The sequence below is a fragment of the Candidatus Thiopontia autotrophica genome (genome assembly GCF_982804495.1).
The window spans coordinates 1-24,594 of the sequence record NZ_CEYDPX010000005.1 but is presented as its reverse complement, the minus strand read 5'-3'; the positions used below and the strand labels follow the sequence as shown (position 1 = coordinate 24,594).

The window sequence follows — 24,594 nt, the reverse complement described above, 5'->3', positions numbered from 1 at the left end:
CTACTCCATGATTGCTCTGGCCACAGTATAGGCCTTGCCCTGCTTGAGTTTTTTGTAGTTCCCAAATACCTCTTTGAAATTACGCTTGATAAAATCACGCAACCCATTGATTGTAACAACCACAATCTGCCCCCCGGGATTCATTCTGGACCTGGCATCACACAATAAAATGGTCAACATCTCTCGACCAACTTTTGCCGGCACATTGGATACAACTGTGTCAAAACGCATGCTCTCTGGTACTTCGCTAAATCCATTGGAGGTATATGCCCGACAGTGACTCATCCTGTTTATTTTGGCATTTTTATTTGCATACTCTACAGCCACATAATCTCTATCCACCATATGAACCTCTCCATCAGGTGCCTGCCCCCCCAGAGCCAAACCTAGAGGACCATACCCACAACCGATATCAATAATTGTCTCATCAGCCTCCACCTCCAGATATTTCAGCAACAGATGGGTCCCATCATCTATCCCTCTTGGGCTAAAAATCCCCCAGGTAGTATTGAATGTAAGTTGGGTACCAAGCAGATTGTCCTGAAATACAAGATCCTGTTTGAGCTCATTAAGCAGTGCGCAATCTTTCTCTCTATCTATACTCATCTCTCCATTTTCTCATCTTGTAACCTTGTCGTCTCGCTTTTCTCTGTGACCATCACCTCTCTGAGGTTATAATGACTAGCTGTAATCACTATATTTTCAAGGATTCTCATCTAATGGAACTCAGTTCTCTCACCGCTGTCTCCCCTGTAGATGGTCGTTATGGGCGTGCAACCACCGCTCTTCGCATGATTTTCAGCGAATTCGGATTGATTCGTCACCGTGTCTTGGTAGAAGTTCGCTGGCTACAGATGCTATCGGCAAATAGTGGCATAGCAGAAGTTCCTCCACTCTCGGAACATGCAGACAATCTTCTTAACCATCTTGTTGACCACTTCAATGAGGAGGATGCACAACGCATCAAGACAATCGAAAGTACAACCAACCATGATGTAAAAGCAGTTGAGTACTTTATAAAAGAGAAGATAGCCGGCAATGATGAGTTGGAGGCAGTTAGTGAGTTTATCCACTTTGCGTGCACATCAGAGGATATAAACAACCTCTCACATGCGCTGATGTTGAGAGAGTCTCGCACTCAATCCATCCTTCCAAAAATGGATGAGATTGTTGATGCCCTTTCAGCACTGGCACATCAGTTTGCCGACGTACCCATGCTGTGTCGTACTCATGGTCAACCAGCCAGCCCCTCAACCATGGGCAAGGAGATTGCCAATGTTGTCTATCGTCTACAGCGCCAGCGTGAACAGCTCACCAAGATTGAGTTTCTGGGGAAGATCAATGGTGCTGTAGGAAACTATAATGCCCACCTTTCTGCCTACCCCGACCTTGATTGGGAGATTATTGCACAGAGCTTTGTAGAATCACTTGGGTTGGACTTTAACCCTTACACTATCCAGATTGAGCCGCATGATTATATTGCCGAGTTCTTTGATGTGATCAGTCGATTCAACTCTATCCTGCTCGACTATAACAGAGATGTCTGGTGGTATATCTCAATGGGTTATTTCAAACAGAAAACCATTGAGGGCGAGGTAGGTTCATCAACCATGCCGCACAAGGTAAACCCGATTGATTTTGAGAATTCGGAGGGAAATCTTGGAATAGCCAATGCCATTATGGGGCACCTTGGGGAGAAACTTGTAATCTCTCGTGGTCAACGTGATCTGACAGACTCAACAGTATTGAGAAACCTTGGTGTAGGTATTGCCCATAGTCTGATCGCCTATAACTCCACCCTGCGAGGCATAGGAAAACTGGAGATTAACGAGGCTCGTCTGGCGGAAGATCTGGATAATACATGGGAGGTTATGGCAGAACCAATTCAGACGGTCATGCGCCGCTATGGGGTAGAGAATCCATATGAAAAACTGAAAGCATTAACCCGTGGACAGGGGATAACGAAAGAGGCTCTGCTAACATTTGTTGACGGGCTGGATATTCCGGAAGAGGCCAGGGAGTCTCTGCGCAAGCTATCTCCAGCAAGCTACATTGGCAACGCGGCAGAACAGGCGAAAAAAGTATAGCCCATGGCAAACCAGTCAAAAGTTGTTGTTGCACTCGATTTTCCCGATGCTGGCAAGGCCCTGGATCTGGCAGGACAACTTGACCCTGCAGAGTGCAGAGTCAAAGTCGGCAAAGAGCTCTTTACCCGCTCTGGCCCGAGGAGTGTAGAGCAGTTGGTAACCATGGGGTTTGATGTTTTTCTTGACCTTAAATATCACGATATCCCAAATACTGTAGCCAGTGCCTGCAGAGCAGCGGCTGACCTTGGGGTGTGGATGGTCAATGTTCATGCATCTGGTGGACGCAAGATGATGGAAGCTGCACGCGATGCTCTTTCCAGCAGGGAGAGTGCACCACTACTTATTGCGGTAACTGTTCTTACCAGCATGGACCGTGGAGACCTTGCCGAAACCGGTCTGGATATTGACCCTGCTAATCAGGTACTCCGCCTGGCCACACTTGCGGAGGAGTCTGGAATGGATGGCGTGGTCTGCTCACCACGAGAGATCTCTCTATTAAGGGGCTCCCTGAGAGATGATTTCTGCCTGATTACTCCAGGAATCCGCCCCGCCGGCAGTGCGCGTGGTGATCAGAAAAGAGTTATGACACCGGCAGAGGCTGTTGCTCTTGGCAGTAACTGGCTAGTCATTGGACGTCCGATTACTGCTGCTGAAGATCCACTTGCCGCACTCCACGCAATCAACACAACCCTACTCCCCTGATACCCCGACAATTGGTTTAATGGTATTCCAGTTGTTACACCCTGGGCACTGCCAGTGCAGGTGGTGTGCCTGAAAACCACAGTGGCTACACTGATACTCTGGCTTCTCCTCCTGTAGCTGCTTGGTCAACATCTGCAGACCATACAGCCCTTCTCTGGCACGATCATCCTCGGCATGTCTCAGATTCAGCTCAATCAGGCGCTCCAAACCACGTACGGACGGTTTGCTCTTCAACTGGTTTACCAGAAACAGCTCTGCCTTTCTATCACCACTCATCAATTGAACCTGCTCAACAGCTGCCAACAACACCGTGGTGCTTGGATGCTTTTTCAACAGATTGGTAAGGTAGCGGATAATCTCCTCCTGATCTCCATCCTGACGATAAAGTTTCAGCAGTGGATGGATAATATTTGGTATATAACTGGCGTTCTGCTGCTCAATTTTCTTGTACTCTTCAATAGCTGCTCCATTTTCCTCCCTAAGAGCAAGAATCTCTGCCCTGATCATGGTAGCTCTAACTGCCAGTGGATCTCGCTTAAGAGCCTGCTCCACCAGATGAAACGCCTCATTCAGGTCTCCTCCAGAACGGGCAATTTCCGCTTTTTCACAAAGGAACTGGGCAATTGTTGCAGCACTGTTTCCATCTTTTTTCTGTTGTCTGTCCAACATATCAATAGCACGATCCCACTCTTTTTCCTGCTGGTAGATCATTACCAACCATTCGTAGGCATCACTCTTGTAAAAGCCAAGATCTATCAGATCAAGAAATGGTTGCTCTGCACGATCAAGCAGACCGGCTTTCATATAGTCCCGCCCCAACTCCAACAGGGCAAGACTGCGTTGTTCGTCGTTAAGGTTCTCACTTTTAATCAGGTTGCTGTGGAGATGGATGGCCTGTGAGGTATCACCCTGTCTGCGGAACAGAGTTCCCAGAGCCAGGTGTGTCTCCACCATGCTTGGATCCTCATCCAGCAGCTTGGAGAAGAGGTCAATTGCCAGGTCCTGCTCCTCATTAATCAGATAGTTTAGGCCGCGAAAGTAGTCTGTAGATAGTGTGGAACAGCGCTGGTCCGTAGCCTGTACCCCACCTTTTCTGGCAAACCACCAGCCAGAGGCTGCTGCAAGCGGCAACAGTGCGAAACCAAGGTATGGAAATAGAGTACTCACTCTACTGCTTTTTTCTCAGCCTTGCGAAGACGAATACGCAGAGAGAGTATCAGTGGCAGTGCAGATAGAACTCCCAGCAGTACGCCAGAGGCCAGGACAATAACTAACAATAGAGAGAGTGGAATCTCGCCCTGCCCAAGATAGTAATCAAACAAGACTGGGGCCGCATTAAGTACGGCAAACAGAGTGCCGAAACCGGCAACCAGCAGGAACAGAATCAGGGTAAGGAAACGCATACAGCCCTTGCTATGGGTGGACTGCTACTGTTGCTTGAGCCAAGCCTCATTAACCCGCTCACGCAGATCCTTTCCAGGTTTGAAGTGGGGAACAAACTTCTCATGCAACTCAACCGATGCTCCGGTTTTAGGATTTCTTCCCATTCTTGCTGGACGGTGGTGAAGAGAGAAACTCCCAAAGCCACGAATCTCGATTCGCTCACCAGATCCTAATGCGTCAGTCATTGATTCGATGATTGTCTTTACCGCCATCTCAACATCGGTATATGCCAGATGCGGAAGTTTTTTGTACAACGATTCAATCAGTTCTGATTTTGTCATAATTCTCCCCGTAAACTACCTATCTAGTCTCGTAACTTGTTAATTATTGGTTGTATGATGTGACTCCAGTGTACCCTTTCCTGACACTGGAGTCACACAAAAACCGCTTGTTACGAGTCCATCTGCTCTTTAATGAGATCACCAATTGTGGTTGATCCCGCCGCCTCCTCCTCTACAGCATTGGCCTCATTGTAATCCTTGATAGCCTTCTCTTCATCAAGCGAGTCTTTCTGCTTGATAGAGAGATTCAAGGTATTTGACTTGCGGTCAACTCCGAGAATTGCGACTTCGATCTCGTCGCCTTCACTCAAATTGGTTCGTGCATCCTCTACACGATCCTTTGAGATCTCGGATACACGCAGATAACCAGTTACATCTTCATTCAATACAATTACCGCACCACGAGCATCAACCTCACCAACTGTACCAGTCACAATAGTGCCTCTTGGATTCTCTGCCACATAAGTGGAGAATGGATTCTGCTCCAACTGCTTGATTCCCAGAGAGATGCGCTCACGTTCTGCATCAATTGCAAGTACAACTGTCTCAACCTCATCACCCTTGGAGAAGTTGCGGATCACATCCTCGCCACTCTCATTCCAGGAGATATCAGAGAGGTGAACCAGGCCATCGATATCCCCCTCAAGACCAATAAAGATTCCAAACTCTGTGATTGACTTGATGTTGCCAACGATACGATCACCCTTCTTGTGAGTAAGAGTAAACAGCTCCCATGGATTGGCCTTACACTGCTTCATACCGAGAGAGATGCGACGACGCTCCTCATCGATATCCAATACCATAACCTCGACCTCATCACCCATTGATACAACCTTGGATGGGTGGATATTCTTGTTGGTCCAATCCATCTCTGAGGTGTGAACCAGACCTTCTACACCATCCTCGATCTCAACAAATGAACCGTAATCAGCAATATTTGTGATCTTGCCGAAGACACGAGTACCTGCAGGATAGCGACGAGCAATATTCATCCATGGATCTTCACCCATCTGCTTGAGTCCAAGTGAAACACGGCTACGTTCACGGTCATAACGGAGAACCTGCACACTGATCTCTTCACCAACATTAACAATCTCTGAAGGATGACGAACACGCTTCCATGCCATGTCTGTAATATGGAGCAGGCCATCAATACCACCCAGGTCAATAAATGCACCATAGTCGGTAAGATTCTTGACGATACCATTGATGTTGACACCTTCTTCCAGAGTCTTGAGCAGCTCCTCACGCTCTGCGCTGTACTCTGCCTCAACCACTGCACGACGTGAAACCACAACATTGTTGCGCTTCTGATCAAGTTTAATAACCTTGAACTCCAGATCCTTGCCTTCAAGATATGCAGTATCGCGAACTGGGCGCACATCAACCAGAGAGCCCGGCAAAAATGCGCGGATATCGTCCAGATCAACAGTGAAGCCGCCACGAACCTTGCCACTAATTACACCAATAACAGTCTCATTAGCATCCAGCGCAGTCTGCAAGCGATTCCACGCCTCCTGGCGTTTTGCTTTTTCACGAGAGAGAATTGTCTCACCATACCCATCTGCAACAGACTCAAGTGCAACCTCAACAATGTCGCCAACAGCTACTTCCATATCACCATTACGGCCACGGAACTGTTCGGCCGGGATTGCTGCCTCGGTTTTTAGTCCGGCATTTACCAGCACTACCTCATCAGTAACATCGATGACAGTACCGCTGACCAATTCGCCATTTTCCATGACAGTTGAACGAAAGCTCTCTTCCAGAAGCTCGGCAAAATTCTCACTCATAATAATTCTTTCCTAAAATATCTACTCAAGAAGATGATCAAGCTAATTCCATTCAGCATCATCAACAGAGCGGTTGGGGTTCAGTCGTCCAGATTCGGAGCTATTTAGAACCCATTAATAAAACAGAAAACACCTGATTTGATTGATGTCTTCCACCGTTACACAGTTACAACAGAGCAGATCTACTCAGCAACCAGACCCTGCTCTGCAGCCAGTCCCATTACTGCGGCAACCACCGACTCTATATCCATCTCTGTTGTATCCAATATCACCGCATCTTCTGCAGGACGTAATGGAGAGGTGGATCGTTCTGAATCTCTGCGATCACGCGCTTCAATCTCACTTTGAAGGGCGCGAATATTAGCATTATCACCCTTCTCGATCAACTGCTTATAACGTCTTTTTGCACGCTCTTCAGCACTTGCCGTAAGAAAAATTTTTAATGCCGCATCAGGAAAAACTGTGGTCCCCATGTCTCGGCCATCTGCCACCACCCCTGGGGGGCGTTCAAAATCACGCTGACGCCTCAACAGTGCCTCACGTACCGCCGGCAGTGCTGCCACTCTGGATGCTGCATCACCTGCTGATTCCGTTCTTATATCGGATGTAACCTCCTCTCCATCAAGCAATACCTCCACACCAAGACCGGAACTTCCAGCCCCAAAGGATACCCCCAGATCTGCCGCCTCAGCAGCCAGCGCATCTTCATCATCAAGTGCAATCTGTTTACGTATTGCCGCAAGCCCCAATACACGGTAGAGGGCACCGCTATCAAGGTAATCCCATCCCAGTCTACCGGCAACTGCCAGTGAGATCGTCCCCTTTCCCGCCCCACCGGGGCCGTCTATTGTTACTACAGAACCATTCCGGGTCATAACTCCTCCTCTATATGAAGTCCTGCTCCAGAGGCCAGGGATGCAAACCCGGGGAAAGACGTATTTACGTTGTCACACCCCTCAATCTCGATTGGTGCCGTGGCCCGCAACCCAGCCATTGCAAATGACATTGAGATGCGGTGGTCATGGTGCGAATAGACAGTCCCCCCACCAATGTTTCCACCCTGAATCACAACTCCATCAGGAGTTGGCCTGGCATCTACCCCCAGAGTAGTTAGCCCATCTGCCATCACCTGTATCCGGTCACTCTCCTTGACCCGCAGCTCCTCTGCCCCGGTAAGAGTTGTCTCTCCATCAGCACAGGCAGCAGCAACAAATAGCACCGGAAACTCGTCAATTGCCAGAGGAACCTGATCCACAGGAATCTCTATTCCATGAAGTGGTGCAGATTGAACCCGAAGATCAGCCACTGGCTCACCACCGGAAATCCTCTCATTCAACACCTCAATATTTGCCCCCATCTCTCTCAGGATATTGATCACCCCGATCCTGGTTGGATTCATCCCAACATGCTGCAGGGTCAAGTCAGACCCATCTGCAATTGAGGCCCCAACCAGGAAGAAGGCCGCCGAGGAGATATCTGCCGGAACATCCACTTTGGTTGCCTTCAGTGAGCCGCCTCCACTAAGGCATACTTTGTTGCTATCTCGTTTTACCTCCACCCCAAAACCGGTGAGCATTCTCTCGGTATGGTCACGTGTGGGGGCAGGCTCGGTAACGCAGGTATCACCATCGGCATAGAGACCAGCAAGCAGGAGTGATGATTTTACCTGAGCACTGGCCATTGGCATCTCGTAATCGATACCCTTCAGCTCTGCACCGCCAGAGATCTGGAGAGGAGCTGTACCATCAGAATTACTTCTGATCTCTGCCCCCATCTCTCCCAATGGATTTATAACCCGCCCCATCGGACGACCCGAGAGAGATTCATCTCCAGCAAGGGTTACATCAAATTTCTGTCCCGCAAGAAGTCCCGAGAGCAGACGCATGGATGTACCGGAATTACCCAGATAAAGCGGGGCATCGGGCCTGGTCAACCCATCCATTCCAACCCCATGTATAGTTACTTTTCCATCGATTGGCCCCTCAATCTCAACGCCCATCTGACGAAATGCATTCAGGGTGGCCAGACTATCATCTCCCTGAAGAAAACCGGAGACTTCCGTAGTCCCCTCTGCCAGAGAACCGAACATGATTGAGCGGTGAGAAATTGATTTGTCCCCAGGAACACGGATTGTCCCCTGCAACCTGCCCCCTGGCTGCACCTTGAATTTTAAACCTGACATCTTGTTCATTACCCTGCTATTAATTTGCGCGAATTATACCCATTCCCCCATCTAATGTATCGTATTACGCAATGCGTGGATGCGCACAACCGGACACCTATGGCAAGGGCATTTTGAAGCGAATAGCGCTATTATTCGCTTCATTTTAAAGTTGATTTTGAAGCGAATAATGATTATCATCGCTTCATGTGGACATGGCAAAATAAAAACTGGCCCAACTTTGAGTTTGATTCAAGTGCTTTTAGTGTGGAAATAGAACACTTTAAACTTAAATCCGCCCGTTTAATGGGAACAGTTGATGCATTGCCTGCTAGTTATCAAACTGATGCTACCGTCTCTTTAATGCTCTCTGAGGCCATTAAAACCAGTGCTATTGAGGGTGAAATGCTAGATCGTGAATCAGTTCGTTCTTCAATTATGCAACTGATTGCGAAAGACTCTACCGCACCCACTCATAAAGATACAAAAGCAGTGGGTGCAGCAGCTCTGATGGTTGATGTTAGAAACGAATGGAATAGCCCATTGAGCGATGAACTGCTCGGCAGATGGCAATCGATGGTTATCACACACCAACCACTAAGCCTAATCACACGCGGAATGTATCGTAATTCACCCGAGCCGATGCAAATTGTTGGCGGTCATTATGGTAAAAGGCGAGTCTATTATGAGGCACCGCCTGCAGAGCATATTTACGAAGAGATGGCAGTAATGCTCACTTGGTACAATAGCACCTCTCTTCCTGGGCCTATTCAGGCTGCGGTTGCGCATGCATGGTTTGAGATTATTCACCCTTTTGATGATGGGAATGGGCGTGTTGGAAGGGCCATTGCCGACCATGCACTTTCTCAATCTCTTAACCAGTCAACACTCGCCTGTCTTGCAACGGCCATAGAACATAACCGTAAAGAGTATTATTCACAGTTGCAAAAAATATCATGCGGCAACCTCAATCTAAATGAATGGATTGAATTTTTTATCTCTGAAATTAACAGTGCTCAAGATATTGCCAAAACAGAGGTTGATTTTGTTTTGGGAAAAGCACGGTTCTGGGAGAGGCATAAAACTGATCTAAACAAGAGGCAGATCAAAATGATCAATCGAGTATTTGCCGAAGGGACGAAAGGTTTTGAGGGAGGCATAAGTACTAAAAAGTACGAGACTATCTGTCACTGCTCCAGAGCGACAGCTTATCGTGACCTCTCTGCACTGTTAAAAACAGGGGCCATCGAGCAGTTGCCAGGTGGAGGCAGAAACTCCAGGTATCAGTTGGCACCCTTTTCTACGGGACGCGCCTTGAGGCCGTAGAAACATGGCCCGAAGGTGGTGAATTAAGTGTATTCAGTAAACTGTCACCGTAATTGCTGCTATTAATTTGCGCGGATTATACCCGCTCCCTCTTCTATTCGTAGTGTTCATCCCGTGCCTGTTTGGCACGTGAAAACAGCTCCTGTAGTGATGCCCCATCTTCAGATCTGACCATCCTCTTTACCTGATCAAGCTCATCCTGAAATAGATCTATTGCCTGTAACAGGTGTTCTCTATTGGCCAGGGATATATCACGCCACATGGTTGGGTTGCTGGATGCAATGCGGCTGAAGTCACGAAATCCACCTGCGGCAAAGCGGAAGATCTCGCTATGGGACTCTTGCCTGGCAAGTGAATCTACCAGGGCGTAGGCGAGCAGGTGAGGGAGGTGGCTGGTTGCAGCCAGCACCTTGTCATGGTGCTCAATGTTCATCTCTACAACATCTGCACCTGTTGCCTGCCACATTTCCGTTACAACACGAAGTGCCTCAGGATCGCTATTCTCAAGTGGGGTAAGAATTACTCGACGATCTTGATATAGATCGGTGAGTGACGCCTCTACCCCGCTTCTCTCTGTACCTGCAATTGGGTGGCCGGGGATAAAGCGTACAGGAACAGCTCCAAAAACGGTTCTGGCATCCTCAACAACACTACCCTTTACACTCCCCACATCAGTAATTATCACCTCAGATGAGAGGTGATCAGCCATCTCTGCAAAGACCGAGCGCATGGATCCAAGTGGGGTTGCAACCACAACCACATCTGCACCCGTTACCGCATCGGCTACAGTTGTCGCAATCTCATCAATAACTCCCAACTCAACTGCCCGCTGCAGATTTTCCCGGTCTCTTCCATAACCAACAACCTCAGCCACCACATTCTGACCGCGAAGTGCGCGCACCAGTGACCCCCCAATCAATCCAACCCCAATCAGTGCAAGACGCTTGATCATTGCTGCCCCCTCAATATTTTGGTCAACACCTGCAGGCAACGACTGTTCTCGTCAGGCAGGCCAATGGATATTCGTAGATGGTTAGCCATTCCATAGTTACCGACAGGGCGCACAATCACTCCCTCTCTCTGCATGGCATCAAAAACTGGCATTGCCGACTGTCCAATATCAACCGAGACAAAATTACCTGCTGATGGAATCCATTTCAGACCAAGCTGATCAAATCCCTGCTCCATCTTTCTCATCTCGATTCGATTCAACTCAACCCCCCGCTGAATATGGTCCTGGTCATCAAGAGCAGCCATTGCTGCCGCCTGGGCCAGAGTATTCACATTGAATGGCTGACGCACACGGTTTAGCAGATCAGCAATGGTCTCACTGGATAGTGCATAACCTATTCTGTAGCCGGCCAGGCCATATGCCTTGGAGAATGTACGGGTCACTATCAGATTGGGAAATTGGCCCAGCCAGAGAGAGCTGTCTGGATAATCATCATCTTCCACAAACTCTATATAGGCCTCATCAACCACCGCCACCACATCCTGTGGTAGCTGTAATAAAAAGCTGTGCAGTGCATCACTATCAACCCAGCTGCCTGTTGGATTATTGGGGTTAGCTATCCAGACAACACGAGTATCGTCCCTGACAGCACCAGCCATTGCATCCAGATCATGTCCCCACTCCTTTGCCGGGGTTACAACCGAGGAGGCACCAACAGCCTGGGTGGAGAGCGGATAGACCGCAAAGGCGTGTTCAGACATGACCGCAGAACGCCCCTCGCCAAGAAATGTTCTGGCAATCAGATCCAACACATCATTAGACCCATTACCGACAGTTATCTGCGCAGGATTGCATTCATGGTGCTGAGCCAGTCGATCTCGTAACTCAACAGCTCCGCCATCGGGGTAACGAGACTGCTCGCCAAGTACGCTGGAGACGGCCTCCGTTACCTTGGCAGACGGCCCCAACGGGTTTTCGTTGGATGCAAGCTTGATGATTGCAGACTCATCCATTCCAATCTCACGAGCCAGCGTGGAGATTGGCTTGCCTGGCTGGTATGGGTTGATACCCTGAACTCCAGACATGGCATATTCATGGATGTCACAAGTGGCCATTGTAAACTCTGTTACAGGATAGCCTTGGGGTACGCCCCCAAAACCCGGAACATGGTTGCATTGGATTCCAGTTTTTCCAGGGCATCCTTTACATTCTCATCCTCCGAGTGCCCTTCAAGATCAACAAAGAAGAGGTAGTCCCAATTGCCACGACGTGACGGGCGAGATTCGATTCTACTCATTGAGACCCCGTTTTCCGAGAATGGCGAGAGCAAATCATAAAGTGCTCCCGGGCGATTACTGGTAGAGACCAGCAGAGATGTCTTGTCGTTGCCGCTGGGGCGAGGAGACTGTTTTCCTATCACCAGAAAACGGGTGGTATTGTCCGGCTCATCCTCGATATTGTGTGCCAAGATACCAAGCTCATAGATCTCTGCGGCGACCTCACCTGCTATTGCTGCAGCCCCCTTCTCCTCTGATGCAAGACGGGCAGCCTCTGCATTACTGGAGACCGGAACCTGCTCAACTCCGGAAAGGTGCGCCTCCAGCCAGTCCCGACACTGTGCCAGAGACTGTTGATGCGAATAGATGCGTACTACATCATCCAGATTTTCCAGCTGACTCATAAGGTGGTGGTGAATTCTAAGCTCCACCTCACCATTGATCTGCAGTGGTGAATTTATAAACATGTCGAGGGTATGGGTGATCACCCCTTCGGTAGAGTTTTCCACCGGGACCACACCATAGTTGGCCTCACCAGATTCCACATCATGAAACACATCAGGAATGGCTCCCAGTGGAACTGTTGTTACTGACTTACCAAACTGTTTCAGTGCCGCTGCCTGAGTAAAGGTTCCCCTTGGACCAAGAAAGGCGATACGCATCGGCTTCTCCAGAGCTAGACAGGCGGACATGATTTCACGGAAGAGGCGCGCCATCTCCTCGTCGCCCAACGGCCCCTGGTTACGCTCCATCACCAGAGATAGAACCTGCGCCTCTCGCTCCGGCCGGTAGAAATCAACTGTGCCTCCAGCCGAATCTTCTGCAGACAACTTTACCTCCGCCACCTCCTGGGCAAGCTCTGCTCGTCGACTGATCATCTGCTGAATCTGCTGATCCAGTTGATCAATCTCCTGGCGAATCTCTCCGAGTCTCTTCTCTCCGTCCATTGTGCCCCCAATCAGTTAAATAATACGAACCGACAAAACCCCCTCAATAGCTCGAATCTTCTCCTCAACATCATCCATATCTCCATCAACATCAAGCAGGTTGTATGCGATCTCATCTCTCGACTTGTTCATCATATCAACAATATTGATTCCAGCATCTGCCAACAGTGAGGTTATCTGCCCCACCATGTTTGGAACATTGGAGTTCGCTACTGCAATCCTCGCTGAACCTGCCCGTGGCATCTTCATCTCAGGGAAGTTGACCGAGTTGGTGATGTTTCCATTCTCCAGGTAGTCCTTGACCTGATCTGCAACCATGATGGCACAGTTGTCCTCTGCCTCTGCAGTAGATGCTCCCAGATGTGGCAGACAGACTACTCGGGGATGATCCTTGTTCTCATTGGTAGGGAAGTCATTAATATACGCATAGACCTTACCAGAATCCAGGGCCTCCAGAACAGCAGCATCATCAACAATGCCGCCGCGGGCAAAGTTCATTATCACAACGCCATCTTTCATGATCTTGAGGCGATCTTCGTTGATCATGTTCTTTGTCGCATCAATCAACGGAACATGAAAAGTGATGAAATCGGCCTCTGTCAGAAGCTCGTCCACACTGTGGGCACGAACCGCTTCGGAGGAGAGATTCCATGCGCTCTGAATTGTTACTGATGGATCATAACCGATAACCTTCATTCCCAGCGAGATTGCCGCATTGGCAATCTGCACCCCAATAGCACCCAGACCAATTACCCCGAGGGTACGTCCGGGCAGCTCAAAACCGACATATTTTTTCTTCCCTGCCTCGACATTTTTGGCAATGGAGGCATCATCTCCTTCGAGATTCTTTGCATAATTCCACGCCTGGGCAATATTACGACTTGCCATCAACATGCTGGAGATCACCAGCTCCTTTACCGCATTGGCATTTGCACCAGGGGCATTAAATACCGGAATTCCATGCTCAGTCATCTTCTCGACCGGAATATTGTTCACCCCGGCACCAGCACGACCAACCGCTTTCAGGGTCTCAGGGATCTCCATATCGTGCATTTTGTAGGAGCGCAGCAGGATTGCATCCGGATGCTGGATCTCGGAGGCAACCTCATAGTTGTCACGTGGCAGACGATCCAGCCCAGCCACAGATATATTGTTTAGTGTAAGAATCTTGTTCATTGTCTATCCCTGATCTTTCTCGAACTCTTTCATGTACTCGACAAGTGCATCCACACCTGCCTCGGGCATTGCATTATAGATACTGGCACGCATGCCGCCAACAGAACGGTGCCCCTTCAGAGTGACCAGGCCACGCTCCGCAGCACCACTCAGGAATGCGCCATCCAGCTCCGCATCGGCCAGAGTAAACGGAACATTCATCCATGAACGACCATTTTTCTCTACCGGATTACCATAGAAATCGGAACCATCAATAGCGGCGTAGAGTTTTCCAGCCTTACGCTCATTGATCTCTCCAATTGTAGCCAGCCCACCCTGCTCCTTGATCCACTCAAAGACCAGACCTGCCATATACCAGCTGTAGGTTGGTGGGGTGTTATACATTGAGCCAGCCTTTACGTGGGTCGCATAGTCAAACATCGCCGGGGTACCACCCAGGGTCTCGCCAACCAGATCCTCACGGACAATCACAATAGTTAGTCCTGCAGGGCCGATATTCTTCTGTGCCCCAGCATAGATCACTCCATACTTTGATACATCCATAGGGCGAGAGAGGATAGTAGATGACATATCTGCAACCAGAGGCACATCGCCAGTCTCTGGAACATAGTCAAACTCCACACCGCCAATAGTCTCATTGGGAGTGTAGTGGACATATGCCGCATCGGCATTCAGTTTTAATGACTCCGCTGTTGGAACCGCCGTGAAACCACCCTCTGAGGTATCAGCTGCCAGATTCACACTACAGTAACGGCCTGCCTCGGCAACAGCCTTCTTTGACCACATTCCGGTATTGAGGTAATCAGCACTCTCCCTGCCACGCAACAGATTCAGTGGAACCATTGCAAACTGGCTGGATGCGCCACCCTGCAGGAATAGCACCTTGTAGTTTTCTGGAATTGCCATAACCTCGCGCAGGTTAGCCTCTGCCCTCTCTGCAATGGACATGTAATCTTTGCCGCGATGGCTCATCTCCATCACTGACATTCCTGCATCACCCCACTCCAGCATCTCCTGTTGTGCGCGCTCGATAACTGCAGTCGGCAGCATTGCCGGACCTGCACTAAAATTGTAGCTTCTTGCCATTATCTATCTTCCTTGCCTATATCATCAATTGTGGCCACCGGTGGCGGCCGTTACTCATCTTCACTATTCTCTACTGCCTCTTCCGCTTCTTCCACCTCACTCTCCTCAACACGCTCGATCCCGACCAACCTCTCATCATCTCCCAGACGAATAAGGGTTACACCCTGGGTATTGCGCGCCAAAACGGAGACCTCGGACACACGGGTACGAACCAGCACACCGCCACTGGAGATCATCATGATCTCCTCTCCCTCATCAACCTGAACCGCACCTACAACAGCACCATTTCGTTCTGACGTCTGAATTGAGATCACCCCTTTGGTTCCCCTGCCCTTGCATGGGTACTCCTCCAGCGAGGTGCGCTTGCCAAACCCATGCTCGGTTGCAGTCAAAACATGACTCCTTTGTGGAACCAGTAGTGAGATAATGCGCTCACCGACATTGAGCCGCATTCCCTTGACCCCGCGCGCTGTACGTCCCATAGCCCGCACTGTCGACTCAGGGAAACGAACCGCCTTGCCACCGCTGGCAAAGAGCATAATGTCACTACTCCCGCCAGTCAGCTCTACCCCAACCAGCTCATCATCATCCCTCAGCTCTACAGCAATGATGCCTGCAGTTCTGGGGCGTGAAAATGCGGTCAGAGGTGTCTTTTTAACAATACCGCTTGTGGCCGCCATGAATATGAACTTGTCTTCACTATATTCCCTCACTGGCAGGAATGCGGTAATACGCTCCCCATCCTCCAGCGGAAGCAGGTTGTTGATCGGTTTTCCACGAGCCGTGCGTCCAGCCTGCGGTAACTGATACACCTTCAACCAATAGAGACGTCCTCTGGTTGAGAAACAGAGAATGGTGTCATGGGTATTGGCAACAACCAGCTTGTCAACAAAGTCCTCATCCTTTATCGCTGCCGCCGTCTTGCCACGACCACCTCGGCGCTGTGCGCGATAATCTGCAACCGGTTGCGCCTTGACGTAGCCACCATGAGAAAGAGTAACAACTACATCCTCCTCACTAATCAGATCCTCCAACGAGAGATCTACCTGAGTCTGCACAATCTCGGTCTTGCGCTCATCTCCATATTTGTCCCGCATCTCTACCAGCTCTTCACGGATCACCTCCATAAGGCGATCAGGATTGCGCAAGATATTGAGCAGCTCTCCAATCTTCTCCAGCAGGGCCCTGTACTCATCCAGAATTTTCTCCTTCTCCAGCCCGGTAAGGCGGTGAAGTTTAAGATCAAGAATTGCCTGCACCTGCACTGGAGAGAGGTGATATAGATCATCAATCAGACCATAACCATCAGCCAGCCCCTCGGGACGGGTATCTGCAGCATCGCCACGATCCAGCATCTCCACCACGATTCCTGGCGGCCACCCCTGCGATCCCAGCTTCTCTCTGGCTTCAGCTGGTGTTGCTGATGATTTGATCAGCGCAATAATAGGGTCAATATTGGTTAACGCAATCGCCAACCCCTCCAGTACGTGGGCACGCTCACGTGCCTTGCGTAGCTCAAATATAGTACGACGAGTTACTACCTCGCGGCGGTGACGAATGAACACCTCAAGCGCCTGCTTCAGATTGATCAGACGAGGCTGACCATCAACCAACGCCACCATATTGATGCCGAAGACATTCTGCATAGCAGTCTGCTTGAAGAGGTTGTTGCGAACGACGTCCGCCACCTCTCCCCTCTTCAGCTCAATCACCATGCGCATGCCATCCTTATCGGACTCGTCACGCAGGGCAGATATTCCGGTCAACTTCTTCTCGCGCACCAGCTCACCGATACGCTCCAGCAGTCTCGCCTTGTTGACTTGGTATGGGAGTTCATCAACTACCAGGGTCTGCTTCTTCCCCTCTTCACCCTCAATATGGGTGCGCGCACGCAAATATATACGACCACGGCCCGTCTTGTAGGCCTCATGAATCCCCTTGACCCCATTGATAATAGCCCCTGTCGGGAAATCTGGTCCAGGAACATGCTCCATCAATCCAGCAATATCCAGCTCCGGATTATCAACCAGTGCTATTGTTGCGCTAACCACCTCAGTCAGACTATGGGGAGGAATCTTGGTTGCCATCCCTACTGCAATTCCCTCAGAACCGTTGATCAGTAGATTTGGCAGACGGGTCGGAAGGATGGAGGGCTCATGCTCACTCTCATCGTAGTTGGGGGTAAAATTGACAGTCTCCTTATCCAGGTCAGCCAATAGATCATGGGCGATCTTTGACATCCGGATCTCGGTGTAACGCATTGCGGCAGCGGAGTCACCATCCACCGAACCGAAGTTACCCTGACCATCAACCAGCATGTAACGTAGCGAGAATGGCTGCGCCATACGGACAATCGTATCGTAAACCGCGGTATCACCATGAGGGTGGTACTTACCAATTACGTCACCGACAATGCGGGCCGATTTCTTGTAGGATTTATTCCAGTCATTCCCCAGCTCATGCATCGCATAGAGCACTCGACGATGGACAGGTTTAAGGCCATCTCTGGCATCTGGGAGCGCACGCCCGACAATCACGCTCATGGCGTAGTCAAGGTACGACTGCCGCATCTCCTCCTCGATGTTTACAGGGAGGACTTCCTTTGCAAATTCAGTCATTTAATATTAAACGGTATGAGTTGTGAACAGCCACAAAGAGACGGTTTATCCCGCTCTTTTCAAACCGTGAATTGTAACAGAATCAGGCGGAAAATAGTGCCTCAATTTTCTCTCTTGTGGGATTCTCCACCACCCCTCTCTCGGTCACAATCACATCCACCAACTCAGCCGGGGTCACATCAAAAACAGGGTTCCAACCGGCTGCTCCCTGCGCTGCCATGCGCCCCCCACTACAGGAAAAAAGCTCCTCGGCCTCACGTACCTCTATCGGGATTTCATCACCCGAGACAACATCCCTGTCTATGGTAGAGGTTGGGGCAACTACCATGAACTTAACCCCGTGGTGGCGGGCTGCTATAGCAGTTGCGTAGGTGCCAATCTTGTTGGCAACATCCCCATTAGCTGCAATTCTGTCAGAGCCAACCACCACCCAATCCACCTTGCCATGTTTCATCAGCCAGGATGAGGCGCCATCTGCCAACAGAGACACCGGTATATCATCCTGTAGCAGCTCCCAGGCGGTGAGTCGTGCCCCCTGCAGCCAGGGTCTGGTCTCATCCGCAAACACCGCCTGCAGGCGATTTTCGCTCCATGCCGAACGGATAACCCCCAGTGCCGTCCCGTAACCCCCAGTTGCCAATGCCCCTGCATTACAGTGGGTCAATACCCCACTTCCCGGGTTGATATAGGCGGCACCGAGCCCGCCCATTGTTTTGCAGGCATCAATATCCTCCTGATGAATAGCCTCAGCCTCTGCAGTCAGTGACTGAACCAGGGTATTCTTGTCACCATCAAGCAGAGGACGCATACGCTCAATCGCCCAGTGCAGATTGATTGCCGTAGGTCTGGCCTGTGCCAACATCTTCAGATCACTATCAAGATCCGCCCTCCATCTCTCTCCAGATGATGCGAGCCGATTTTTTGTCGCCAGAACCACGCCATAGGCGGCTGTTACCCCGATTGCCGGCGCCCCTCGAACCACCATGTCCCGTATTGCTACTGCAACCTCATCTACATCCTGATACTGAATATACTCCTCCTGCAGCGGCAGAATTCTCTGGTCCAGCAAGATCAACTGACCCCCATCCCACTGAATTGCTGGTGACTCCTTTCTATCCATCATCATCTCTTTCTTCCTTATGACTTGTATTTTTCTATCCAGGCCGTAATCTTACCCGGATGCAAGCTATTGATACATTAATTCATGCAGAATGGATCATCCCCATTGAGCCTGATGAGACCATTCTGGAGAACCATGCGGTTGCTATCCATGATGGGTTAATACTTGAGCTACTAACAAGCGAACAGGCGCGCGCAAAATACAGTGCGACCCAGAGTTTTGACCTGGAGAGACACGTATTGATGCCGGGGCTGATCAATTCCCATACTCATACAGCGATGTCCCTGTTACGAGGGATTGCTGATGATCTTCCACTTATGACCTGGCTCCAGGAACATATCTGGCCGGCTGAACAGAAATGGGTAAGTGAAGATTTTGTACGTGACGGCAGTGAGCTGGCGATGGCAGAGATGCTGCGTGGAGGCACAACCTGCTTCAATGACATGTACTTCTTCCCCGAGGTGACTGCAAACAGCGCTGCCCAATGCGGTATTCGTGCAGTAATCGGCCTGATTGTCATCGATTTTCCAACTGCCTGGGGTGACGGCCCCGATGAATATCTTGAGAAAGGGCTTAAAATACATGACCAGTATCGAAACTCCCCACATATTCATACTGCATTTGCCCCACATGCACCATACACAGTATCTGATGCACCCCTGAAGAGAATTCAGATGCTTGCAGAGGAGTTGGACATACCCATCCACATGCATATTCACGAGACAGCCCATGAGGTAGATGAGGCAACTGAACAATCTGGCATGAGACCTCTGCAACGGCTACACAATCTTGGGCTATTAGGGCCACAACTGACTGCTGTTCACATGACTCAGCTCAATGATGACGAGATCAAGCTGCTTGCAGAGTATGGTGCCAGTGTAGTCCACTGCCCGGAATCAAATCTAAAGCTTGCCAGTGGTTTCTGCCCGGTTGATAAATTGATGAAGGCAGGGGTAAATGTTGCACTGGGTACAGACAGTGCCGCCAGCAACAATGATCTGGACATGCTGGGTGAGGCACGAACTGCCGCCCTGCTCTCCAAAGGCGTCTCCCTTGATCCCACATCTCTGTCTGCCCATCAGACACTAAAGATGGCAACACTGAATGGCGCCAAGGCACTTGGGCTTGGAAAGATCACCGGCTCCATAGTTGCTGGAAAGGCGGCTGACCTTATTGCCGTTGACCTCAGTGCACTGGAGACTAACCCCATATACAATGTCGCTTCCCAGCTGATATATTCTGCCAATCGTAACCAGGTTCGTGAGGTTTGGGTCAATGGAGAACACCTGCTAAGAGGCGGAGATCTGGTCACCCTGGACCAGGAAAAACTGAAACAACAAGCCATGGAGTGGCAAGGTAAAATAGATCAATGACAACTGTTGCAGACAATGTAGATAGTGAAGAGATTGCCAAATTTGAGGCCCTGGCTCACCGCTGGTGGGACCGGGACAGCGAATTCAAGCCACTGCATGAGATAAATCCACTGCGCCTGGACTATATCGAGCGCTACACCCCAATCAATGGGATGCGAATTCTCGATGTTGGCTGCGGTGGCGGAATTCTCTCAGAGGGGATGGCTCGGGCTGGGGGGACGGTAACCGGTATTGACATGGGAGAGGCTCCGCTCTCTGTGGCAAGACTGCACCTGCTGGAGTCAAAACTGGATGTTGATTACCAACAGATCACAGTGGAAGAGCTGGCAGAAAAAGAGCCAGGAAATTATGACATAGTCACCTGCATGGAGATGCTGGAACATGTCCCCAACCCTGCCTCCGTTGTGGATGCCTGTAGCAGGCTGGTAAAGGCCGATGGCCACCTCTTCTTCTCCACCATCAACCGCAACCTGAAATCCTACATGATGGCCATAATAGGGGCAGAGTATATTCTCAACCTTCTCCCCAAGGGCACTCATGACCATGACAAGTTCATCAAGCCAGCAGAGCTGGAGCAGTGGGCCCGCGCGGTAGACCTCTCCATGGATGACCTTACCGGCATGAGCTACAACCCACTCACCATGACCTACTCACTGGGTAAAAATGTGGATGTAAACTACTTTGCCCATGCCCGTCCTCTCGGCAGTTCATGATCAAAGCTGTTCTCCTGGATCTTGACGGCACCCTTGCCGATACTGCGCCTGATCTCGCCTATGCTCTGAATCAGGTACTAATCCAGAACAACAGGAAGCCACTACCGCTATCCGACATCAGGGAGGTGGCCTCCCATGGCAGTGCTCCCCTCATATATCTTGGTTTTGGTGACCAGCTGGAAGAGCAGATATTTGAGGCGCATCGTCAACAACTACTGAACATCTATAGTGAAAATATCGCTCGTGAGACCACCCTTATGGGGGGAATGGAGGATCTTCTGCTGCATCTGGACAGACAGAATATTCCATGGGGGGTTGTCACCAACAAACCTGCCCGCTTTACCGATCCGCTGATCGAACAACTTGGGCTCTCTCAGCGTGCCTCGTGCATCATCAGTGGAGATACGACAGACAGCTCAAAACCGCATCCAAAACCACTTCTCCATGCCTGTGAGTTACTTAATCTCTCACCAGAGCAGTGCATCTATGTTGGAGATGCCAGCCGTGATATCGAGGCTGGAAACAGGGCAGAGATGACTACAATTGCCGCACGCTTTGGCTATCTCAGCAGTGATGACAAGATTACAGAGTGGTGCGCTGATGGCATTATTGACCACCCGTCTGAAATACTGAACTGGCTATCCCAATGAGTGAAATCATCCTGACCATAATCCTCGCCATCCTGCTTGCAGTCTCCCTCTATCTCTGGCGCAAGGCAGAGCACAATAGAGATGAAAACAGGCAGCTACGTGCGGAGAATGCCAGACTTGAGGCCGTTCTGGATAGTGAACGGAAACATGTAGAGGAGAAGATAAGCCACGCCCGCAGCAAAAACCGCGATGAACTGAACCAGGTAATTAATGATCTAACTGCAAAAGCATTAAAGAACAATAGCGAGTCATTTCTTAAACTGGCAGAGGAGTCTCTGGCAAAACACCACACTCAATCGGATAGTGAACTAAAACAGCGTCAACAGGCCATTGATACCCTTCTGAAACCAATCAAGGAGACTCTGGAAAAGAGTGACAAACAGCTGCGTGAGATAGAGAAGGAGCGCAAAGAGCAGTATGGCTCTCTCACCCAACACCTAAAAAGCATAACCCTGACCCAGGAGCAGCTACAGCAAGAGACCCGCAACCTGGTTCAGGCCCTGCGTCGCCCCGAGGTTCGTGGACAGTGGGGAGAACTTACCCTCAAACGGCTGGCAGAGCTGGCAGGAATGGTTGAACATGCAGACTTTATAGAGCAGGAGCAGATCGATGGAGAGGATGGCATACTCCGTCCAGACATGGTCATCCATCTGCCCGATCATCGAGCCATTATTGTTGATGCCAAAACCCCACTGGATGCATACATAAATGCAACCGAGGCCGCCACAGATGCGGAGCGTGATCAAGAGCTGGGGCGCCACACCAGAAATGTGCGCAAACGGATCAAGGAGCTGGCAGCCAAAAGCTACTGGTCGCAATTTGACGAGAGTCCCGATTTTGTAGTCCTCTTTATTCCCGGGGATCAATTTCTCAGTAGTGCCCTGGAGCGGGACCACACCCTGCTGGAAGATGCCCTCAAGGAGAAGGTGATTCTTGCCACCCCAACCAGCCTGGTTGCCCTGCTTCGTGCAATATCCTTTGGCTGGAGGCAACAAGAGGTCGCCAGAAACGCTGAAACCATCAGGGAAGTAGGGGTACAGCTCTATGATCGCCTTGCCGTATTCAGTGGCCACCTTGCAAAAGTTGGAAAAAATCTTGATGGCAGTATTGATGCATTCAACAAGGCGGTTGGCTCACTGGATCGAAACCTGTTTTCCAGTGCTCGCCGTTTTATAGAGATGGGAATTCACCCCAAAAAAGAGATAACCGAACCTGCCCAGATTGAGAAACTGGCACGATCACCAAAACTTCTTGAAGAGGAGCAGAAGAATCCCGAGGAGCAAACAGGGAATCAGGTAGAATAACGCGCCATTATGGACAAGAACTACACCCCAAAACCTGACCTGCTGGATGGCCGCACCATTCTTGTTACCGGAGCAGGAGATGGTATTGGTCGCGCTGCTGCAGAAACGTTTGCCGCCCATGGTGCAACTGTCCTGCTTGTAGGACGCACCCTGTTTCGCCTGGAAGATACCTATGACGCCATTGTATCGGCGGGAGACCCACAGCCATACATCTTTCAGATTGACTTTGCCCAGGCCACAGAGGACGACTTCAAAGGACTTGCCAGAGGTATTGGCCAGGAGATTGGCAAACTTGATGGACTACTCCATAACGCTGCCCACCTTGGTGACCTCAGCCCTATCGAACACTTCACCCTCAAACAGTGGGAGAGAGTATTTCAGGTTAATGTTACGGCAGAATTTCTTCTGACCAAACACTCATTACCGCTACTCAGAGAGTCCAATGATGCATCCATAATATTCACCAGCTCCGGGGTGGGAAAAACTGGTCGCGCATATTGGGGAGCATACGCAGCATCAAAATTTGCCAACGAGGGGATGAGTCAGATCCTTGCTGATGAGCTGGAACAGGACGAGATCAGAGTAAACACCATTGATCCCGGAGTTGCCAGAACCGTAATGAGGGCCAAGGCATTTCCCGGTGAGAACCCAAACAATAACCCAAAACCAGAGGAGCTAATGGGAGCCTATCTATACCTGATGGGTCCAGACAGCAACGGAGTGACGGGACAACGTCTTGATTCCTGGATAACCGATAACGAATAATTGATATTTTCCGCTTTTTGCAAACTTTCGGTTGACAACTTAATAAGAATTAGCTAATATAGTACACAGATTGTCGAGTGACTAGAGACACTCCAATCTATCTATAACCTACATACTCCTCCTTTGGTGGTTATAGCTATTGCCACAGACACTCAGGTGATCTGTGGCTTTTTTATGAAAGTTTTGTCTGTCTCTTCGGTTGATGACTAGCCAGCCACCTCCTCCTCGGTCTGCGCTACGAGAGCGGAGAGACAGACACCTAATTTATGAAAAAGGTGAGCTACTTCAAAAACTGCAGTACACGACCACGATCCTCATGGCCATAAAAAAGCCAGCAACACCGAGGAGGAGGTGGGTTGCTGGCTACACTCAAACTCATGAGAAGTATCTATGTTCCTTGAGCTACCAAGATGCTACCCCCCCCCCCGCACCCTGTCAAGCCACATCTCCAGGCCGGCCGGATATTGTCTTGTATATCCCGTTAATCGGTATTGATCACCCTGAAAACTGCCTGAATTGTGATAACCTTGCTGTATCAACCATGGATAAAAAAGGAGTTCAGTTATGGGGAACAGAACCAACAAACCGTGTCAGGCGGCTCTAAAACCTGGCACCTACTATTGGTGTAGTTGTGGACATACAAAAACACCTCCTTATTGTGACGGTTCACACGAGAAGATTGCCGGTGGTTTCACACCTGTCGAATTTGAGATCACCAAAGATAGTGATGTGGCACTTTGTGGCTGTGGAGAGACAAAAACAGCCCCATATTGTGATGGAAGCCATGAAAAAATAGAGCCCTAACCAGCATATTTTATAG

The 24,594-nt window shown here is 50.0% G+C and carries 23 protein-coding genes; 9 read left to right on the top strand and 14 right to left on the bottom strand.

The window, feature by feature from the left end; genetic code table 11:
* Entirely contained in the window at positions 1–606 is a 606-nt protein-coding gene (locus AC3ZFK_RS02910; protein ID WP_487506317.1) for a class I SAM-dependent methyltransferase, read from the bottom strand.
* Between the two features lie 113 nt (positions 607–719).
* Between AC3ZFK_RS02910 and purB the strand changes: the two genes are divergently transcribed.
* Positions 720–2,087 carry an adenylosuccinate lyase gene (gene purB, locus AC3ZFK_RS02905; RefSeq protein WP_487506316.1) on the top strand — a complete coding sequence of 456 codons (1,368 nt, stop codon included), beginning with the start codon at positions 720–722 and terminating at the stop codon, positions 2,085–2,087.
* 3 nt (positions 2,088–2,090) lie between these two features.
* A complete protein-coding gene (gene pyrF / locus AC3ZFK_RS02900) occupies positions 2,091–2,789 on the top strand; it encodes an orotidine-5'-phosphate decarboxylase (protein ID WP_487506315.1) in 699 nt (232 codons plus the stop codon).
* On the opposite strand, the gene lapB is transcribed toward pyrF, so the two are convergent.
* The 6 genes from lapB to aroA form a co-directional block, all read right to left on the bottom strand.
* The gene (gene lapB / locus AC3ZFK_RS02895; protein WP_487506314.1) at positions 2,778–3,956 is read right to left on the bottom strand and encodes a lipopolysaccharide assembly protein LapB; all 1,179 of its coding nucleotides are present in this window, start codon (positions 3,954–3,956) and stop codon (positions 2,778–2,780) included. The genes pyrF and lapB overlap by 12 nt on opposite strands.
* Entirely contained in the window at positions 3,953–4,192 is a 240-nt protein-coding gene (locus AC3ZFK_RS02890; protein ID WP_487506313.1) for a LapA family protein, read from the bottom strand. The genes lapB and AC3ZFK_RS02890 overlap by 4 nt, the downstream gene beginning before the upstream one ends.
* Positions 4,193–4,216: 24 nt before the next feature.
* The gene (locus AC3ZFK_RS02885; protein WP_487506312.1) at positions 4,217–4,513 is read right to left on the bottom strand and encodes an integration host factor subunit beta; all 297 of its coding nucleotides are present in this window, start codon (positions 4,511–4,513) and stop codon (positions 4,217–4,219) included.
* 110 nt (positions 4,514–4,623) lie between these two features.
* On the bottom strand, positions 4,624–6,306 hold the full coding sequence (gene rpsA, locus AC3ZFK_RS02880; RefSeq protein WP_487506311.1) for a 30S ribosomal protein S1: 1,683 nt from the start codon (positions 6,304–6,306) through the stop codon (positions 4,624–4,626).
* Positions 6,307–6,488: 182 nt separating this feature from the next.
* The gene (gene cmk, locus AC3ZFK_RS02875; protein ID WP_487506310.1) at positions 6,489–7,181 is read right to left on the bottom strand and encodes a (d)CMP kinase; all 693 of its coding nucleotides are present in this window, start codon (positions 7,179–7,181) and stop codon (positions 6,489–6,491) included.
* Positions 7,178–8,488 (bottom strand): 3-phosphoshikimate 1-carboxyvinyltransferase, encoded by a 1,311-nt coding sequence (gene aroA / locus AC3ZFK_RS02870; protein WP_487506309.1) that lies wholly within the window; start codon positions 8,486–8,488, stop codon positions 7,178–7,180. Before aroA ends, cmk begins: the two co-directional genes overlap by 4 nt.
* Before the next feature lie 186 nt (positions 8,489–8,674).
* Here aroA and AC3ZFK_RS02865 point away from each other — a divergent pair, with 186 nt between their 5' ends.
* On the top strand, positions 8,675–9,793 hold the full coding sequence (locus AC3ZFK_RS02865) for a Fic family protein (RefSeq protein ID WP_487506308.1): 1,119 nt from the start codon (positions 8,675–8,677) through the stop codon (positions 9,791–9,793).
* Between the two features lie 94 nt (positions 9,794–9,887).
* Here the strand turns inward: AC3ZFK_RS02865 and AC3ZFK_RS02860 are convergent, their stop codons facing one another.
* The 7 genes from AC3ZFK_RS02860 to mtnA all read right to left on the bottom strand — a co-directional run bounded on the left by AC3ZFK_RS02860 (position 9,888) and on the right by mtnA (position 18,975).
* On the bottom strand, positions 9,888–10,745 hold the full coding sequence (locus AC3ZFK_RS02860) for a prephenate dehydrogenase (RefSeq protein WP_487506307.1): 858 nt from the start codon (positions 10,743–10,745) through the stop codon (positions 9,888–9,890).
* Positions 10,742–11,860 (bottom strand): histidinol-phosphate transaminase, encoded by a 1,119-nt coding sequence (gene hisC, locus AC3ZFK_RS02855; RefSeq protein WP_487506306.1) that lies wholly within the window; start codon positions 11,858–11,860, stop codon positions 10,742–10,744. The genes AC3ZFK_RS02860 and hisC overlap by 4 nt, the downstream gene beginning before the upstream one ends.
* Before the next feature lie 11 nt (positions 11,861–11,871).
* Entirely contained in the window at positions 11,872–12,969 is a 1,098-nt protein-coding gene (gene pheA, locus AC3ZFK_RS02850; RefSeq protein ID WP_487506305.1) for a prephenate dehydratase, read from the bottom strand.
* Positions 12,970–12,984: 15 nt separating this feature from the next.
* Positions 12,985–14,145 (bottom strand): phosphoglycerate dehydrogenase, encoded by a 1,161-nt coding sequence (locus tag AC3ZFK_RS02845; RefSeq protein WP_487506304.1) that lies wholly within the window; start codon positions 14,143–14,145, stop codon positions 12,985–12,987.
* Between the two features lie 3 nt (positions 14,146–14,148).
* Positions 14,149–15,231 carry a 3-phosphoserine/phosphohydroxythreonine transaminase gene (gene serC, locus AC3ZFK_RS02840; RefSeq protein WP_487506303.1) on the bottom strand — a complete coding sequence of 361 codons (1,083 nt, stop codon included), beginning with the start codon at positions 15,229–15,231 and terminating at the stop codon, positions 14,149–14,151.
* Positions 15,232–15,281: 50 nt separating this feature from the next.
* Complete coding sequence (gene gyrA, locus AC3ZFK_RS02835) at positions 15,282–17,849, bottom strand: DNA gyrase subunit A (RefSeq protein WP_487506302.1); 2,568 nt, start codon at positions 17,847–17,849, stop codon at positions 15,282–15,284.
* A gap of 82 nt (positions 17,850–17,931) precedes the next feature.
* Positions 17,932–18,975: an S-methyl-5-thioribose-1-phosphate isomerase gene (gene mtnA, locus AC3ZFK_RS02830; protein WP_489433719.1), complete on the bottom strand. Its 1,044-nt coding sequence runs from the start codon at positions 18,973–18,975 to the stop codon at positions 17,932–17,934.
* A 53-nt stretch (positions 18,976–19,028) separates the two neighbouring features.
* Between mtnA and AC3ZFK_RS02825 the strand changes: the two genes are divergently transcribed.
* From AC3ZFK_RS02825 to AC3ZFK_RS02800, 6 genes are all read left to right on the top strand, one after another.
* The gene (locus AC3ZFK_RS02825; protein ID WP_487506300.1) at positions 19,029–20,342 is read left to right on the top strand and encodes a TRZ/ATZ family hydrolase; all 1,314 of its coding nucleotides are present in this window, start codon (positions 19,029–19,031) and stop codon (positions 20,340–20,342) included.
* On the top strand, positions 20,339–21,055 hold the full coding sequence (gene ubiG, locus AC3ZFK_RS02820; RefSeq protein ID WP_487506299.1) for a bifunctional 2-polyprenyl-6-hydroxyphenol methylase/3-demethylubiquinol 3-O-methyltransferase UbiG: 717 nt from the start codon (positions 20,339–20,341) through the stop codon (positions 21,053–21,055). The genes AC3ZFK_RS02825 and ubiG overlap by 4 nt, the downstream gene beginning before the upstream one ends.
* Positions 21,052–21,705 carry an HAD family hydrolase gene (locus AC3ZFK_RS02815; RefSeq protein WP_487506298.1) on the top strand — a complete coding sequence of 218 codons (654 nt, stop codon included), beginning with the start codon at positions 21,052–21,054 and terminating at the stop codon, positions 21,703–21,705. Before ubiG ends, AC3ZFK_RS02815 begins: the two co-directional genes overlap by 4 nt.
* On the top strand, positions 21,702–23,009 hold the full coding sequence (locus AC3ZFK_RS02810; protein ID WP_487506297.1) for a DNA recombination protein RmuC: 1,308 nt from the start codon (positions 21,702–21,704) through the stop codon (positions 23,007–23,009). The genes AC3ZFK_RS02815 and AC3ZFK_RS02810 overlap by 4 nt, the downstream gene beginning before the upstream one ends.
* 9 nt (positions 23,010–23,018) lie before the next feature.
* The gene (locus AC3ZFK_RS02805) at positions 23,019–23,774 is read left to right on the top strand and encodes a YciK family oxidoreductase (RefSeq protein WP_487506296.1); all 756 of its coding nucleotides are present in this window, start codon (positions 23,019–23,021) and stop codon (positions 23,772–23,774) included.
* 564 nt (positions 23,775–24,338) lie between these two features.
* Entirely contained in the window at positions 24,339–24,578 is a 240-nt protein-coding gene (locus AC3ZFK_RS02800; RefSeq protein ID WP_487506295.1) for a CDGSH iron-sulfur domain-containing protein, read from the top strand.
* Positions 24,579–24,594 lie beyond the last annotated feature (16 nt).

What these genes read in the sequence shown, in the direction of transcription:
- AC3ZFK_RS02910 (WP_487506317.1), bottom strand. Translation starts at nt 606, where the DNA reads ATGAGTATAGATAGAGAGAAAGATTGCGCACTGCTTAATGAGCTCAAA.
- purB (WP_487506316.1), top strand. Translation starts at nt 720, where the DNA reads ATGGAACTCAGTTCTCTCACCGCTGTCTCCCCTGTAGATGGTCGTTAT.
- pyrF (WP_487506315.1), top strand. Translation starts at nt 2,091, where the DNA reads ATGGCAAACCAGTCAAAAGTTGTTGTTGCACTCGATTTTCCCGATGCT.
- AC3ZFK_RS02890 (WP_487506313.1), bottom strand. Translation starts at nt 4,192, where the DNA reads ATGCGTTTCCTTACCCTGATTCTGTTCCTGCTGGTTGCCGGTTTCGGC.
- AC3ZFK_RS02885 (WP_487506312.1), bottom strand. Translation starts at nt 4,513, where the DNA reads ATGACAAAATCAGAACTGATTGAATCGTTGTACAAAAAACTTCCGCAT.
- rpsA (WP_487506311.1), bottom strand. Translation starts at nt 6,306, where the DNA reads ATGAGTGAGAATTTTGCCGAGCTTCTGGAAGAGAGCTTTCGTTCAACT.
- cmk (WP_487506310.1), bottom strand. Translation starts at nt 7,181, where the DNA reads ATGACCCGGAATGGTTCTGTAGTAACAATAGACGGCCCCGGTGGGGCG.
- aroA (WP_487506309.1), bottom strand. Translation starts at nt 8,488, where the DNA reads ATGTCAGGTTTAAAATTCAAGGTGCAGCCAGGGGGCAGGTTGCAGGGG.
- AC3ZFK_RS02865 (WP_487506308.1), top strand. Translation starts at nt 8,675, where the DNA reads ATGTGGACATGGCAAAATAAAAACTGGCCCAACTTTGAGTTTGATTCA.
- AC3ZFK_RS02860 (WP_487506307.1), bottom strand. Translation starts at nt 10,745, where the DNA reads ATGATCAAGCGTCTTGCACTGATTGGGGTTGGATTGATTGGGGGGTCA.
- hisC (WP_487506306.1), bottom strand. Translation starts at nt 11,860, where the DNA reads ATGGCCACTTGTGACATCCATGAATATGCCATGTCTGGAGTTCAGGGT.
- pheA (WP_487506305.1), bottom strand. Translation starts at nt 12,969, where the DNA reads ATGGACGGAGAGAAGAGACTCGGAGAGATTCGCCAGGAGATTGATCAA.
- AC3ZFK_RS02845 (WP_487506304.1), bottom strand. Translation starts at nt 14,145, where the DNA reads ATGAACAAGATTCTTACACTAAACAATATATCTGTGGCTGGGCTGGAT.
- serC (WP_487506303.1), bottom strand. Translation starts at nt 15,231, where the DNA reads ATGGCAAGAAGCTACAATTTTAGTGCAGGTCCGGCAATGCTGCCGACT.
- gyrA (WP_487506302.1), bottom strand. Translation starts at nt 17,849, where the DNA reads ATGACTGAATTTGCAAAGGAAGTCCTCCCTGTAAACATCGAGGAGGAG.
- mtnA (WP_489433719.1), bottom strand. Translation starts at nt 18,975, where the DNA reads ATGATGATGGATAGAAAGGAGTCACCAGCAATTCAGTGGGATGGGGGT.
- AC3ZFK_RS02825 (WP_487506300.1), top strand. Translation starts at nt 19,029, where the DNA reads ATGCAAGCTATTGATACATTAATTCATGCAGAATGGATCATCCCCATT.
- ubiG (WP_487506299.1), top strand. Translation starts at nt 20,339, where the DNA reads ATGACAACTGTTGCAGACAATGTAGATAGTGAAGAGATTGCCAAATTT.
- AC3ZFK_RS02815 (WP_487506298.1), top strand. Translation starts at nt 21,052, where the DNA reads ATGATCAAAGCTGTTCTCCTGGATCTTGACGGCACCCTTGCCGATACT.
- AC3ZFK_RS02810 (WP_487506297.1), top strand. Translation starts at nt 21,702, where the DNA reads ATGAGTGAAATCATCCTGACCATAATCCTCGCCATCCTGCTTGCAGTC.
- AC3ZFK_RS02805 (WP_487506296.1), top strand. Translation starts at nt 23,019, where the DNA reads ATGGACAAGAACTACACCCCAAAACCTGACCTGCTGGATGGCCGCACC.
- AC3ZFK_RS02800 (WP_487506295.1), top strand. Translation starts at nt 24,339, where the DNA reads ATGGGGAACAGAACCAACAAACCGTGTCAGGCGGCTCTAAAACCTGGC.